Annotated in this window: 13 protein-coding genes and 1 pseudogene; 3 read left to right on the top strand and 11 right to left on the bottom strand. The window is 69.5% G+C overall.

The annotated features are described in order from the left end of the window. Window positions 1–432 precede the first annotated feature (432 nt). The 3 genes from L1857_RS25820 to L1857_RS25810 all read right to left on the bottom strand — a co-directional run bounded on the left by L1857_RS25820 (window position 433) and on the right by L1857_RS25810 (window position 3,831). Entirely contained in the window at window positions 433–1,284 is an 852-nt protein-coding gene (locus L1857_RS25820) for a patatin-like phospholipase family protein (RefSeq protein WP_116111179.1), read from the bottom strand. Window positions 1,285–1,357: 73 nt separating this feature from the next. Continuing rightward, complete coding sequence (locus tag L1857_RS25815; protein WP_116111178.1) at window positions 1,358–2,320, bottom strand: amidohydrolase family protein; 963 nt, start codon at window positions 2,318–2,320, stop codon at window positions 1,358–1,360. After that, on the bottom strand, window positions 2,317–3,831 hold the full coding sequence (locus tag L1857_RS25810) for an amidase (RefSeq protein WP_162831095.1): 1,515 nt from the start codon (window positions 3,829–3,831) through the stop codon (window positions 2,317–2,319). Before L1857_RS25810 ends, L1857_RS25815 begins: the two co-directional genes overlap by 4 nt. Window positions 3,832–3,985: 154 nt before the next feature. Here L1857_RS25810 and L1857_RS25805 point away from each other — a divergent pair, with 154 nt between their 5' ends. Beyond that, complete coding sequence (locus L1857_RS25805) at window positions 3,986–4,504, top strand: TetR/AcrR family transcriptional regulator (RefSeq protein ID WP_162831100.1); 519 nt, start codon at window positions 3,986–3,988, stop codon at window positions 4,502–4,504. A gap of 12 nt (window positions 4,505–4,516) precedes the next feature. Here the strand turns inward: L1857_RS25805 and L1857_RS25800 are convergent, their stop codons facing one another. The 5 genes from L1857_RS25800 to L1857_RS25780 are packed head-to-tail and all read right to left on the bottom strand — an operon-like array spanning window position 4,517 to window position 10,093. Beyond that, on the bottom strand, window positions 4,517–5,470 hold the full coding sequence (locus L1857_RS25800) for a fumarylacetoacetate hydrolase family protein (RefSeq protein WP_116111175.1): 954 nt from the start codon (window positions 5,468–5,470) through the stop codon (window positions 4,517–4,519). Between the two features lie 30 nt (window positions 5,471–5,500). Beyond that, the gene (locus L1857_RS25795) at window positions 5,501–6,442 is read right to left on the bottom strand and encodes an MBL fold metallo-hydrolase (protein WP_240323236.1); all 942 of its coding nucleotides are present in this window, start codon (window positions 6,440–6,442) and stop codon (window positions 5,501–5,503) included. Between the two features lies 1 nt (window position 6,443). Then, window positions 6,444–6,944: a (2Fe-2S)-binding protein gene (locus L1857_RS25790; RefSeq protein ID WP_116111174.1), complete on the bottom strand. Its 501-nt coding sequence runs from the start codon at window positions 6,942–6,944 to the stop codon at window positions 6,444–6,446. Further along, entirely contained in the window at window positions 6,945–7,754 is an 810-nt protein-coding gene (locus L1857_RS25785; protein WP_116111173.1) for an FAD binding domain-containing protein, read from the bottom strand. Continuing rightward, window positions 7,751–10,093 carry a xanthine dehydrogenase family protein molybdopterin-binding subunit gene (locus tag L1857_RS25780; protein WP_162831094.1) on the bottom strand — a complete coding sequence of 781 codons (2,343 nt, stop codon included), beginning with the start codon at window positions 10,091–10,093 and terminating at the stop codon, window positions 7,751–7,753. The genes L1857_RS25785 and L1857_RS25780 overlap by 4 nt, the downstream gene beginning before the upstream one ends. Window positions 10,094–10,265: 172 nt before the next feature. On the opposite strand from L1857_RS25780, the gene L1857_RS25775 reads away from it, so the two are divergent. Further along, the gene (locus L1857_RS25775; protein ID WP_116111171.1) at window positions 10,266–10,874 is read left to right on the top strand and encodes a TetR/AcrR family transcriptional regulator; all 609 of its coding nucleotides are present in this window, start codon (window positions 10,266–10,268) and stop codon (window positions 10,872–10,874) included. Between the two features lie 18 nt (window positions 10,875–10,892). On the opposite strand, the gene L1857_RS25770 is transcribed toward L1857_RS25775, so the two are convergent. The 3 genes from L1857_RS25770 to L1857_RS25760 all read right to left on the bottom strand — a co-directional run bounded on the left by L1857_RS25770 (window position 10,893) and on the right by L1857_RS25760 (window position 12,290). Next, window positions 10,893–11,081 carry a hypothetical protein gene (locus L1857_RS25770; protein WP_240323235.1) on the bottom strand — a complete coding sequence of 63 codons (189 nt, stop codon included), beginning with the start codon at window positions 11,079–11,081 and terminating at the stop codon, window positions 10,893–10,895. Window positions 11,082–11,101: 20 nt separating this feature from the next. After that, window positions 11,102–11,380, bottom strand: coding sequence for a phosphotransferase (locus L1857_RS25765; RefSeq protein ID WP_240323234.1), 279 nt, complete (start codon window positions 11,378–11,380; stop codon window positions 11,102–11,104). 82 nt (window positions 11,381–11,462) lie between these two features. Further along, window positions 11,463–12,290 carry a MurR/RpiR family transcriptional regulator gene (locus L1857_RS25760; protein WP_275895909.1) on the bottom strand — a complete coding sequence of 276 codons (828 nt, stop codon included), beginning with the start codon at window positions 12,288–12,290 and terminating at the stop codon, window positions 11,463–11,465. A 611-nt stretch (window positions 12,291–12,901) separates the two neighbouring features. On the opposite strand from L1857_RS25760, the pseudogene L1857_RS25755 reads away from it, so the two are divergent. Then, window positions 12,902–13,176, top strand: a pseudogene (locus L1857_RS25755) (muconolactone Delta-isomerase). Window positions 13,177–13,320: the final 144 nt, after the last annotated feature.

Raw genomic sequence — 13,320 nt, 5'->3', positions numbered from 1 at the left:
CCGAATCACGCAAGGCAGCCGTGCGCACCTTGCCTGTCGCGGTGCACGGTAACTCGGCGACCGGCACGATTCGCGTTGGATCTCGTAGGTCGCCATGTGTTTGCGGCAACGGCGGGCAGGGGTTCGCCGATCAGCTGGGTGCGGGCCGGCCAGGACAGCACGGCCAGGGGGTCGCGAGGCAGGCCGGCGCCGTTCCCTTCGACACCATCGTCGTCACGGCACTCCCGCATGGTGGCCTCGCGCGGCTCGGAATTCGCGACCGCCAGGGGCGACCACGACCTCGTTGACCTGTTCCTGCTCACAGGACTTCGCCGGGCACTCCGGCGCCTGACCGCGAGGCACCATAATCCCCGGACAGTCGGCGCGGAGCGCAGCCCGGCGATTCAGACCAGGAGCCCGACGTGGGCACTGTCCGCCGTTACCCGCCGGGACTCACCACAGCATCGAAACGTTGTCCGCAACAGCTTCGCCTTGTGCTCGGCCGGCGTGTGCGGCGGCGGGGCGGCGTTGGGGATCGTAGGGGTTGGGGCCGATGGCCTGGACGCTGTGTTCGTCGGGTGTGATGAGGTGGACGTCGGCATTTTCGGCGAGCGCTTCGGCATCCGCGGCTGCGCCGGGAATTTGTCCGTAGCCGGCGGGCATCGGCGCCAGGATGACGATCGTGTCGTGCCCGGCGGCCTGGCGCGCGTTGGTGGTGGAGACCATGCCGCCGTCCACCCAGGAACGGCCTTGGAAGCGTTCGAGCGGCCACACCCCGGGAACCGCGCCGCTGGCGGCGACGGCGTCGGCCAGGTCCACGCCCGAGTGCCGGTCGAACAGGTGCAGCTCGCCGGTGTCGGCGTCGATGGCGGTGACCTTCAGGACGGCGGGCCAGTCGGTGGTGACCAGCCGCGACGTCACGACCCGGCGGCGGACGGCCGGGGGTACGGGCTCGGGGTCGGCCTGGGAGATCCGCCCCATCGCCGCGCCGACCTTGCGCGGATCGTCGCCGCCCTCCTCGAGTGCCGCCCACCAGGCTTGCATCGTGGCCTCGGACGCCTTGACGTCCACCTCGTTGGCGTCCGGGACGAGCTGGGCGGCGAAGAGCCGCTCCAGGTCGTAGCCGCTGGCGACCGCGGTGCCCACGAACGACCCCGCCGAGGTGCCGATCACCGAAGTGGCCTTGCTCCAGTCGACACCCCCGGCGGCCAGCCCCGCCAGCACGCCGACCTCCCACGCGATGCCGGTCACCCCACCCCCGCCCAGCACGAGAGCACGCGAAGGACGTTGAGTCGAATCTGTCATGGGGAAGACTCCTCACTGTCTCGATCTGATCAGAATGGAACCAGCGGATCCCGGTCACCGCTGGCTGAAACCGTCACGCCGCGTTCCACTGAGCAGCGCGCCGCGCCGCGTCGGGGAACAGGACGCCGGCACGGTCGCGGATCGCGGCGCGGGCGGCCTCGGACAGGGCGTGGTTGTCCCGGAGCGCGCAGAGGTTGCGGGTCAGCGATGCGCGCCCGGTGCAGGGAACGCCCCAGTCCGAGCCGTAGACGATGTGGTCCTCGCCGACCGTCTCGACGGCGGCGGCCAGTTGCTGGGTGCTGGCGGAGGCCGCGGTGTCCACCCAGAGCCGGCGCAGTATCGCGGCGATGGCCTCGCGGCTGAGCCCGAGGGGATTGGGCACCCACGATTCCGCGCCGAGCAGACTCAGCCGGCCGGCGAGGACGGGGAAGGTGCCGCCGGCGTGCGCGAACACGAAGGTGATGTCCGGGAATCGCTGGAACACGCCGGTGTAGACCATGGCCACGACCGTCCTGCCGGTGTCGAAGGCCACCTCGAACAGCGGCCTCGGCATCGCCGCGACCGCGGGGACGTAGGCGTTGGGATGCACGAACACGACCGCGTGGCGCCGGTTGAGTTCCGCCCACAACGGGTCGAGGACGGGGTCCTGGAGGGACATCCCGTTGTACTCGGCGTGCACGGCCCACCCGTCGACGTCACCGACCCGGTGGATCTCGGCGATGGCCGCGTCCGGATCGTCGGTGGGCAGCGCGGCCAGCAACCCGAACCGCGACGGGTGCGCGGCCACGATCTCGGCGCCGTAGTCGTTGGAGGCACGCAGCTGGCCGAGGTCGGCGGGAATGTTGCTGAGCAACTGCATCGCGGTGCGGGTCTCGTCCATGACGGCCAGCGTTTCGGTCAGGCTCCACTCGTACGGCGCCTCGGCCAGGAAGTGCTCCCGGCGGGTCATTTCCCACCGGGCCCGCCGAACTTCGGCACTGGCCGGGGGCGAGAAATGGGCGTGCACGTCGATAATCGGAACGTCGGGGTCGATCATGGGTTCACCACCTGCTGGTAGCCGGTCGGGACAGGGCGCGGAGGGCACGCGAGCTCCAGGTCGCTGGCCAGAGCGAGGAGATCTCCGTCGTGGTGGGGGAGGCCGAGCAGTTCGAGACCGACGGGCAGCCCGCGGCCGGTCTGCCCGACGGGCAGCGTCAGCGCGGGAAACGCGCACTGCGCGGCGATCAAGGTGTTGGTCGGGAAGGTTCCCGGTGCCCGGTCCCGGCCGTGGGCGGGGCCGTCCTCGAAGGTGCCGGCCTCGACGTCGGCCCAGAGCGGAGCCGTGATCCGCACCGTGGGATACGCCAGGGCGGCCAAGCCGTGCTCGGCGAACAGGCCCGCCACGGTGTTGCGCAGGTGAGTCCGGCGTTCCAGCGCGCGTGCGTACGCCGGGGCGGAACAGGGGTCCCGGGGGCCGGCGGCGAGCGGCGGCAACAGCGCGAGGTGCGGGAAGAACTCGCCCCGGGCGACGACCTCGGCGATGTCCTGCGTGTGGGCACCGGCGTCGGCCAGGTACTGGTTGACGTCCCGGCGTGACTGCAGGAAATACATCAAGGTGTCGCGGAGCATCGTGGTGAGGTTCGGCAGCTCGACTTCGATGAGGACCGCGCCGCGGGAGCGCAGTGCGCCGAGTGCCTCGTCGACCACGCCCGCCACCTCGGGATCGTCCTCGGGGCCGCTCGCGCACAGCGCACGGACGACGCCGATGCGGGCCCCCCGCGACGCTCCGGCGGCGATGCGCTCGCTGAAGGTCCCCGTCCGGCGGGTCACCGAGGGCAGCGCGGTGTACGGATCCCGGTGATCCCAGCCGGCGAGTACGTCCAGCAACGCCGCGACGTCGGCGACGCAGCGGGCCATGGGGCCGGGAGAGTCCTGGTCACCGACGAGCGCGGCGGTACCGGCGCGGCTGACGAGCCCGACGCTGGGGCGCAGGCCCACCAGCCCGCACAACGCGGCCGGGACCCGGATCGAGCCGCCGGTGTCGGTGCCGATTCCGGCCACCGCGAATTCGGCCGCGACCGCGGCGGCGCTGCCGCTGCTGGAACCACCCGGGTCCCGTGCGGTGTCGTAGGGATTGCGCGTGATGCCGGAGCGCGAGGAATGCCCGTGCCAGGACACCGCGAAGTCCGGCATGGTGGTCTTGCCGAGCACCACCGCTCCGGCCTCTTTGAGCCGAGTGACCAGGACGGCGTCGCTGGTGGCGATGTGCTCCGCGAAGGCCACCGAACCGAAGGCGGTCGGGAGGCCCGCGAGGTCGATGTTGTCCTTGATCACGACCGGGATCCCGTGCAGCGGACCGTGGAGTTCCCCGGTCCGCTCGAGGTGGTCGTCGAGCCGTGCCGCGTCTTCGGCCGCGCGCGGGTTGATCGTGACGATGCTGTTGACCGTCGTGTCGAACGTCTCGATCCGGCCGAGGTGGCGTGCGATGACCTCGCCCGCCGTGACGTCTCCAGCGTGGTAGGACGACCGCAGTGCGGTGATCGTGTCGGTGCGGACCAGCATCGTCATCCTCCGGATGTCAGTTTCTGACATTGACGACGCTACCACGGGAATGTCAGTATCTGCCATCCTGGGGGTGTCAGTATCTGTCGTCTTGCCCACGTAGGAGGGCACAATGGTCAATCGGCGGGAACGGTCCCGGGAGCGGCTCCAGCAGGCCGCGTTGGAGCTGTTCGCACGCGACGGCTATGCCGAGACCACGGCCGTCGCGATCGCCGAACGCGCGGGGGTGACCGAGCGGACGTTCTATCGCCACTTCGGCGACAAGCGAGAGGTGCTTTTCGGTGACGGCGATCGGCTGGTGCGCCTGCTGGTCGATGCGCTGCCGAATCCGCCCGAGCCGCTCGGCCAGGCGCTGCGGGACGCGTTGTCCGCCCTCGCCGCCGATATGACCCCGCGGCGGGAGCGGCTCGCCCAGCGGGCGGCGTTGATCAGGGCGCACCGTGAACTCGCCGAGCGTGAGCTGCTCAAGGGGCAGTCCTGGGCCGAGGCCCTCGCGCGCGTGCTGATCGACCGGGGAGTCGGCGAACTCACCGCGATCGCGCAGGTCGAGGTCGCGCTCGCGCTGTTCCGCACCGCGTTCGCCCGGTGGGTGACCGGCGAAGACGATCTGGAGAGCCTGATCGACCAGGCCTACGCCGCGACCGGCCTGCCGCTGACAGGACGACCGGCGCCGGCGTAGGCCGGCACGTGGCTACCCCTTCGCGTGCGCCGCCGGGGTCAGCGGCAGCGGCTCGGCCCCCGGGACGATCCGGGCGCTGATCTCGCCGAGGTGATCGGCGCGGAGCACCACTTCGTCGCCGGGGCGCAGGTAGGGGAAGCGGTCCGGTCCGTGCACGCGGGCGAGTTCGAAGATGCAGCCGGTGCCGACCGTCCCGCTGCCGATGACGTCACCGGGGACGAGCCGTGTGCCCCGTGACCCGTAGGCCACCATCTGCTCGAACGACCAGTGAATGCCGGCCCAGGACCCCGAGCTGTACGGCTTGCCGTTGACCTCGGCGGTCATGGTGATCGCGTAGCCGTCTCCGGTGCGCAGGTGGGCGATCTCGTCGGGTGTCACGAGTACTGGTCCGAGGGAGGTGGCGAAGTCCTTGCCCTTCGCCGGGCCGAGGGACTGCCGCATTTCCCGCAGTTGCAGGTCACGGGCACTCCAGTCGCACAGCAACGTGTAGCCGGCGATGTGTTTCCCGGCGTCCTCGACGGAGATGTCACTGCCGGCGAGTCCGATGACGGCGGCGACTTCGAGCTCGTAGTCGAGCTCGTCCGAACCGGGTGCGACGGCGATGTCCGCCACCGGGCCGGTCGTAGCCGCGGGATTCGTGAAATAGAAGACCGGATTGTCGTACCAGCCCTCGTCCACCCGGTCGCCGACCGCCAGCGCCGAGGTCGCGACATGGTCCTCGAACGACATGAAGTCCCGGACGGACGGCGGAACGGGAATGGGGGCGAGCAGTTCGGTCGTCGCGAGGTCCAGCACCTCCGCCGGGCTGTCGATCGCGCGCTCAGCGGCGGCGTGCGTGGCCTCCTGACCCTGAGCGATGAGGTCGCGCAGCGTTGGGGGTTCGGCCAGCCCGTGAATGCGCTGGCCGACCACCGCGCCAATGCGTTCCTTCTTGTCGGTTGGTGAAACGTAGCTGACCCACCGCATAACCGTTCTCCTTGTTCGAAATTTGTATCGTCACGCCCAGCAGGTGAGCGGCCGGCCGCCGTTGAAGGCGACCATGTCGGCCAGAATCCGGCCGTCGTCGAGGCGGCAGCCTCGCGGCCGTCCTTCGATTTCGGCGTAGGCCCGGTAGAGATTTCCCACCAGGCGTTCGGAATCCAGCAGTCGTTCGAATTCGCCGAGTTCCGCCTGGCGGGCGGCCTCCAGTGGTGCCAGGCCGCGCGCGAAGCAGTCGGCGGCGAGGTCCTGCACGAAGAGCAGGTAGGACTCCACGAAGTCGATCAGGCTCGCGTCCGCCACCGGGCCGTGCCCGGGCACGATGGTCACGGCCTCGTACCGTCGCAGGGCGCGCAGCGCCGCCAGGGATCCCTCGATGGAACCGTGGACCACGAACGGTGTTCCGCCGTTGAACAACAGATCTCCGGCGAAGAGGACGGACCGCTCCGGCAGCCAGACCACCACATCGTTGGTCGTGTGCGCGGCGGTGCCCACGTGTTCGAGGTGGCAGGCCAGCTCGCCGATGTGGACGGTCAGCGATTCCTCGAAGGTCACGGTGGGCAGGCAGGCGTGGATATCGCCCCAGTCCACGGTGTCGGAGAACGAACCAGGAGCGGGGAGTGCGAAATGCCGCAGCTCTTCCCGGCACAGCCTGTGCGCGATGTGCACGGCGTTGTCGAACAGGTAATTCCCGTGGGTGTGATCGCCGTGATGATGCGTGTTGACCAGAACCGAGGCGGTATGGCCGGTGCTTTCCCGAATCGTCCTGATCAGGTTTCTGGTGCGGTCCTCCGTCGAGGCCGAATCGACGACCAGGCAGTCGCCGGAATTCGGGTCGACGATCACGCCGCAATTGTTGACGAACCAGCCGCCGTCCGGCTGGATGTAGGCGAAGACATTCTCCGCCAGTTCCCGCAGCCGTGCCTCGGTTATCTGGCTGATCTGTTGCCGCGAGCGCAAGCTAGGCCCCTTCTGGTTGCCGGACCGCGCGCCGCACGGCGGCGACGATCGACTGATATCCGGTACAGCGACAGAGATTTCCGGCGAGCGCGGACCGGATCTCCTCCTCTGACGGGTCTTCCTTCTGCTCGGCGAGTTTCAGCGTGACGAGCAGGTGGCCCGGCAGGCAGAATCCGCACTGGAACCCGTCTTCCGCCCAGAACGCCTCCTGGACCGGATGCAGATTCCCGGGCTCGCCGAGTCCTTCGACCGTGGTGATCTCCGCGCCGTCGGCGGCGGCCGCTAATTGCAGACAGGACTTGACGAGTGCGCCGTCGACGAGCACGGTGCATGCTCCGCAGTCCCCGTTCAGGCACCCCACATGCGTTCCGGGCAAGGCCAGCTGTTCTCGGACGAAGTGGACCAGCAGCGTCCGGTCGGCGCACCAGGCGCTGCGCTGGACCCCGTTCACCGTCACCGTGATCTCACGGCCGGGAACGTCCTCGGCGTTCGGCTTCGACATTCACATTCCTCCAAGCTGTGCCACGGCCCGGGCAGCGATCTCGCCGCTGATCAGGTGCCGGTATTCGGCGGGCGCCAGTGCGTCGGACCAGAGCGGCCGGACGGTGGCGGCGACGAGCTCTCTGATGGCGGATTCCGTTGTGACGACGGAGGAGAGGTCGATCCGGACCGGCGCCGGCTCCACTCCGCCGAGAACGACATGACAGCGCCCGCCGCTCACGGTCGCCGCCGCGGTGACGATTGGCCAGCTGCTTTCACTGAGCTTGAATTTGCAGTAGCCGGACTTTTCGACGGGGCGCACGAGGATGTGGGTCAGGATTTCTCCCGGGCGGATGGTGGTCTGGAAACCGCCACGCAGGAACTCCTCGGCACGCACCTCGCGTTCGCCGTGGACGCTACGGAGGATCAGGCGTGCCTGAAGGGCGGCGAGTGCCGTCGGCACGTCCGAGGCGGGGTTGGCGTGGCAGAGCGACCCGCCGAGCGTGCCCTGGTTGCGGATCTGGTCGCCACCGGTGATCCCCCGCGCGACCGTGCACAACAGTGGGATGAGCTGATCGATGCCCGGCGTGGCAAGGAGTTCGGTGTAGGTCACCATCGAGCCGATACTGAGTTCGTCCCCGGTCAGCCGTACCCCGGTCAACCCGGCGCGGTGCAGATGGACGACGTCGTCCGCCCGCACTTCGCCGCGACCGAGCCGCGGCACGGCGATCGTGCCACCGCCGATGACGGTGGCGGAGGAACTGTCGGCCAGGATGCGGCACGCGATGTCCACATCGGGCGGCGCGTGGTACCGAAGCCGATCGCGGATCATCGGGTCGCCTCCCGGATGGCACGCAACACGTTCGGCCCGCTGAGCGGCATCTCGCTGACGCGGGCGCCCAGGGGCGCGATCGCGTCGTTCACGGCATTGCACACGGCGGCGACCGCGCCCGCGACACCTCCCTCGCCAGCGCCTTTCGTGCCCAGTAGCGTGAACGGCGACGGCGTGGTGTGATGGCCAAGGCGAATCGGGGGAAGGTCGACACTGCGCGGCACGAGATAGTTCTTGAACGACGTGGCCACCGGATGGCCCCGGTCGTCGTAGCGGGCTTCTTCCCACAGCGCGCCGCCGATGCCCATCGCGATCGCGCCGAGCAACTGCCCGCGCACGAGGACCGGGTTCACGATGACGCCGCAGTCATCGACCGCCGCGTACGAGGCGAGCGTGACCTGCCCGGTGTACTCGTCCACCTCGACCGCGCAGACGTGGGCCGAGTTCGAGAACGTGGGATAGGACGAGGTGCGGCCGGCGGAATCCGGCTGGTGCAGCAGATTCTGCTCGGGGGCGTAGCTGCGGGTCGCTTCGAGATGCTGGTACGGCACTCCGGGGTGCGCGATCGAAGTCGTGTAGACGAAGCGGGCCAGATCGCTGATCGGCATCTTCGCGCCGCTGTCGCTGACCGCGGTGTCCTGGTCCAGGGAAATGCTTGCCGGATCGCATTCCAGGGCCACCGCCGCGGCGGCGACCAGTTTCTCGCGGATCTCGCGGGCGGCGAGCACCGCCGCGCCGCCACCGAGGTTCAGTGGGCGGCTGCTCCCGTTCCCGAATCCGTACGGCGTGGTGTCGGTGTCGCCCTGCACGACGCGGACCCGGTCGAAGGACACGCCGAGTTCCGCGGCCACAAGCTGCGCGATGGCCGTCTCGTTCCCGGTTCCCGGGCTCGTGACGCCGGTCAGCACCGTCACGGATCCGCTGGGATCCATCCGCACGGTCGAGGTGTCGAACCCGCGGGCGAGTCCGCCGGGAAAGTCACCGCCTTCCGGGGTCAGTTCGAAGGCTATCCCGACGCCGGCGAGCCGGCCCGCGGCGCGCGCCTGCCGGCGTCCTTCGACGAGCTCCGGGTAGTCGCTGAGGGTGAGCGCCTTGTCGAGGACCGTTTCGTAGTCCCCGGAATCCAGCCGTTTCGACGCCGTCCAGTAAGGAAAAGCGGTACTGGGGATGAAGTTCCGCCTGCGGACCTCGGCCGGATCGAGCGACAGTTCGGCGGCCACCAGGTCGACCGCTCGTTCGAGCGCCAGGCACGCCGACTCCTTCCCGTAGCCGCGGGCGCCGTTCCACGGGGCCTTGTTCGTGACGACGACGAGGCTCTCGACCTCGTAGGCCGGCACCCGGTACGGGCCGGGGAACGTCATCGCGGCCACGAACGCCATTCCCCACCCCGCGCTGGTTCCGAGCGCCCCGACGTCGCAGACGATGGAGTCACGAAGGCCCAGAATCACGCCGTCGCCGTCAAAGGCGATGCTCAGGTCGTGTTCCATCTCGCGGGCGCCGACCAGCATCGCGTCCTCGCGTCTTTCCAGCCATTTCACGGGTGCCCGCACCAACCTGCTCAGCAGGCAGACGACGCCCTCTTCCGGAAAGCCGTGGAACTTGTGGCCGAACGCGCCGCCGAGGCGCGGCGCGATGACCCGGACCGCGGTTTCGGGCAGGTCGAACATGGCCGCCAGGGCGGAGCGCAACGGATGGGGCATCTGCGTGGCGGCGCGGATGACGAGGCGTCCGTCCGGATTCCACTGTGCGATGTAGCCGCGTGGTTCCAGCGGGGATGTGCCATAGCGCTGGATCTTCACCCGGTCCCGCAGGACGTGGGGAGCGGACTCGAATGCTCCTGCCACGTCACCCTCGGTGAACGCGACCCGGACGACGAGATTGTCCTCCCACTGCGAGAACACGCGGGCGGAACCGGGTGTGAGTGCCTGCCGCGCGTGGAGCGCGGCCGGAAGCACGTCGTAGTCCACTTCGATCAGCTCGGCCGCCGCTTCGGCGTCGCCAGGGTCGGTGGCGACCACGGCCGCCACCGGCTGGCCGACGTAGTGCACCTCCTCCGACGCCAGGCATTCGAATTCGGCGCTCTTGCCGCCGATGTTGGCAGGGCTGACGAAATGGGGGATCGGGCCGATGAGCTCGGCTGCTTCCTTTCCGGTCAGCACGCGCAGAACACCCGGACAGGCCTCCGCGGCCGCCGTCCGGAAGCCACGGACCCGCGCGTGCGGGTGGGGGCTGCGGGCGAACGCGGCGTAGGTCAAGCCCGGGACGCGGACGTCATCGAGGTAGTCCCCCCGGCCCGACAGGATGAGGTCGCCGTCCCTGCGTCGTGGCGGGTCCGGCACGGCGGAGGTTCTCCGAGGTCGCATCAGGTCCACTGGAACCGCCCTCTCGTCGTTGAGGTCTCGGCACGCACCGAGCGGTGAGTGAGTGCTCACCTCATTGGTGGTTTATGATGCATGCGTGCGACGGTCGTGTCAACGGCGGGCCGGTCGGCAGACGAGAGAGGGAGACTCGATGTCCCTGCGGGAGCAGATCCTCGAAGCGACGAGCATGTTGATCAGGCAGGAGGGGGTCGCGACGCTGCGCACGCGGCGCATCGCCGAGGTGGCCGGCTGCAGCGAGGGGCTGATCTTCAAGCACTTCGGGTCGAAGGGCGGGCTGCTGGCGGCGGTCCTGTCGGCCGGACTGCCCGAGGCCAACACCGTCTACGACGCGCTCGATCGGGCGAAGCGCGCCGACCTGCGCTCCGGACTGGTCGATGTGGTACAGGCGCTCTACTCGTTCTACCGCACGAGTACCCCGATCGTCGGGTCCGTGATGGGCGACCGTGAGCTGTTCACCTACTACGCCGACGCGCACCGGGCGGCCGGCTCAGGTCCTGCCCACATGTGGCGGCTCATCGCCTCCTACCTGCGCGAACTCAAGGGACGCGGGTTGATCGACGAGACGGTCGACACCGAGTTCGAGGCGCTCTCGCTGGCCGGGGCCAGCCAGAACGCGGCCTGGGTGACGTTGATCGAGGGGGCGGATACCCTTCCCGGCGGGGCGGACGGCTTCGTCGACCGGCTCGTCGACGCCCGGATCCCGGCGCTGAGCAAGGAACTCCGCACGCCCAGCGGCTGAGCCGAGCCCGCCCGGCCGTCACGGCAGGGGACGGTCCTGTCCACGATGGAGTGCGTGGTGCACCGCGCACAGGAGGACGCCGGACAGGTCGTGGCCGGTGGCCCGCGCGTAGTGCTCGGCGAGCGTGCTGCCGGGCCGGAACCCGGGGACGTTGCCGGGCACAGCGGCGACCGGGCTGTCGAGGCCGCTGATGCCGCCCCACCACACGAGCAGGGAGGCCAGGCCGGTCAGCGGGTCGCCGAGGGTGGCATCTCCCAGTCCAGGACGGCGGTGATCGTGCCGTCCCCGCCGACGACGACGTTGCCCAGCCGGTAGTCGCCGTGCACGAGGGCGGCGCGCTGGTGCGCGGGCAGCCGCTGCCCCAGGCGCTGCCCGAGTTCCTCGAGTCCGGGCACGTCACGGCTGCGCGGCGCGGCGAGCTGGCCCGTCTGGGCGACAAGTCGGTCGCTGCGCTGGCGAAGGATCTGGGTATCAGCGAGTCCTGCCTGCGGAATTGGATGGCCCAAGCCGACACCGACGAGAACGGCTCGCCGACCCGGCTGACTAGCGCAGAGAAGAAGGAACTCGTCGAGCTGGCGGCGAAGCTGCTCACCGGGGCGTGCGGGTGATCAGCCGTGGGCGTCGAAGATGTCCATCCGTCCCCAGATGGCTTCGGTGCGGCTGATGCGGTCCCCGTACCTCCTGGCCGCCGATCCAGCCCATCTTTGCGGTGAGGGCGTGCACCACGACGATCGCGGGGGTGATGGAGGGCAGCGCGGCGACGCCCTCGCTCGGGATCACCATCGTGACGTCGGCGAGCGGCACCAGCTGCGAACTCCGCCGGTCGGTCACCACGATGACGCGCGCGCCGTTGTCCCGGGCGATCCGGGCCGCGGCCAGCAACTCCCGGGGCAACCGCCAGAAGCTGAAGATCACGAAGCAGTCGTCCGTCGTCAACGTGGCCACCCGGTTGGCCAGCTGCGTCCCGCCGTGGCGCTCCAGGATGAAATCCAGCCCCAGCGTGGTGCAGGTGTGCGTGAGTTGCAGGCCCGGCGCGGCGAAGGTGCCCGACCCGGTGACCACGACGCGGCGCGACTCCAGCAGCAGGTGCGCCGCACGATGCACGTCCGCGACATCGAGGCCGTGCGCCAGCGCTTCGAGATTGCGCAGATCCTGCTGGATGGCGCCGGTGACCGGGTCCGACACCGACCCGTTGTGCTCGGCGAGCACCTGGTGGGCCGACAGGGTGGCCAGGTAACGGGTGCGGATCCCCGAGCGGAGGGCGGGCCAGCCGTCGAAACCCAGCGCGTGCGCGGTGCGCACCACCGTGGAGGCGTTGACCCCGGCCCGCTCGGCGATCACCGCCGTGGTCGCCTGGGTGCTCAGCTGCGTCGAGGTGATCAGCAGATTGATGACCCGGCGCGACTGCTTCCCCAGCGGGGCCTCGTGTGCGAGTTCCTCATCGGTGTTGCACGCGCCCTCCGTGCCTCACAGAGGGGCGCCGCTTCGAGGTCGGTTCTTCCGTGCTGGCGGCAGCAGATTACCCAGCCGTGCGGCACTTCCTGTGCCCGAACGTGTTCGAAGTGCTGCCCACACCCGAGTACGGGCATCCACAGATGACCACGTAACCGATCGACTTCTTCCAGTCCCAGTGACCCTCCGCCGCCGCGCGTCCGCTGTCGCGCGGCGGCGGAGTCAGGTTCAAGCCGCTCTGCTGAGCAAGGGTCGGGCACGTCGCGCTGGGTTGACTCGTGACTGCCCGGCGCCACCTCTTGGCGGCAGCATGAGTGTGCGGTGCTGTTGCTCGGCCCAGTCCCGTCGTCCCCGGAGCCGCGCGGTGTGGATCGCTGTCGCGGTCTGTTCGGCGAGGAGCTCCGTGCCCATGCATTGCAGCGGTGTCGCCACCCACGCCAGCTTCTCCACCGACCTGGCCGACCGCTACCTGCAGCCCTCCGTGGGAACCACCCTGAGGTTCGGACCATGACCGCCACAATCTGGCGCCGGGGCGAACACATCGACAGGAATCCGCCCGAGCAAGGAGACAACCGATGGAGTTCTTGGTCCGGATCACAGTCACCCGACCCGATGGGCTCGACGAGAAAGACTGGTCGGGCCTGCTCGAGCGGGAGCGCGCCCACGCGACCGACTACCAGCGCAAGGGACACATCCTTCGCATCTGGCGCGTCCCGGGAACCTCGGCGAATGTGGGGGTGTGGCAAGCACAGGACGCCACCGACTGCACCGGCTGCTGTCCGGCATGCCCCTGAACCCGTACATGGATATCAGCGTCGAATGCCTGGCCCTGCACTATCTGGAAGAGTGAAGCGCCGGAGCGGGTGACCGCAGTGGACGTACGTGGTGCACCGCGCACAGCCACTCGGGCCCGGGTTCGTCGACGTGGCCGAAGCGCTCCCGGCGTCTCAGTTCGTAGTGTTCGCGGACAACGTTCACCACCGGTCCGCACCAC

The sequence above is a fragment of the Amycolatopsis thermalba genome, assembly GCF_023376025.1.
GTDB classification, from domain to species: Bacteria; Actinomycetota; Actinomycetes; order Mycobacteriales; family Pseudonocardiaceae; genus Amycolatopsis_E; species Amycolatopsis_E thermalba.
The sequence above is the reverse complement of the archived record's forward strand: the minus strand, read 5'-3'. Positions and strand labels throughout refer to the sequence as shown.

Coding starts and splice junctions, on each gene's coding strand:
- L1857_RS25820 (WP_116111179.1), bottom strand. CDS start 1,284: ATGACAGATTCGACTCAACGTCCTTCGCGTGCTCTCGTGCTGGGCGGG.
- L1857_RS25815 (WP_116111178.1), bottom strand. CDS start 2,320: ATGATCGACCCCGACGTTCCGATTATCGACGTGCACGCCCATTTCTCG.
- L1857_RS25810 (WP_162831095.1), bottom strand. CDS start 3,831: ATGACGATGCTGGTCCGCACCGACACGATCACCGCACTGCGGTCGTCC.
- L1857_RS25800 (WP_116111175.1), bottom strand. CDS start 5,470: ATGCGGTGGGTCAGCTACGTTTCACCAACCGACAAGAAGGAACGCATT.
- L1857_RS25790 (WP_116111174.1), bottom strand. CDS start 6,944: ATGTCGAAGCCGAACGCCGAGGACGTTCCCGGCCGTGAGATCACGGTG.
- L1857_RS25785 (WP_116111173.1), bottom strand. CDS start 7,754: ATGATCCGCGATCGGCTTCGGTACCACGCGCCGCCCGATGTGGACATC.
- L1857_RS25775 (WP_116111171.1), top strand. CDS start 10,266: ATGTCCCTGCGGGAGCAGATCCTCGAAGCGACGAGCATGTTGATCAGG.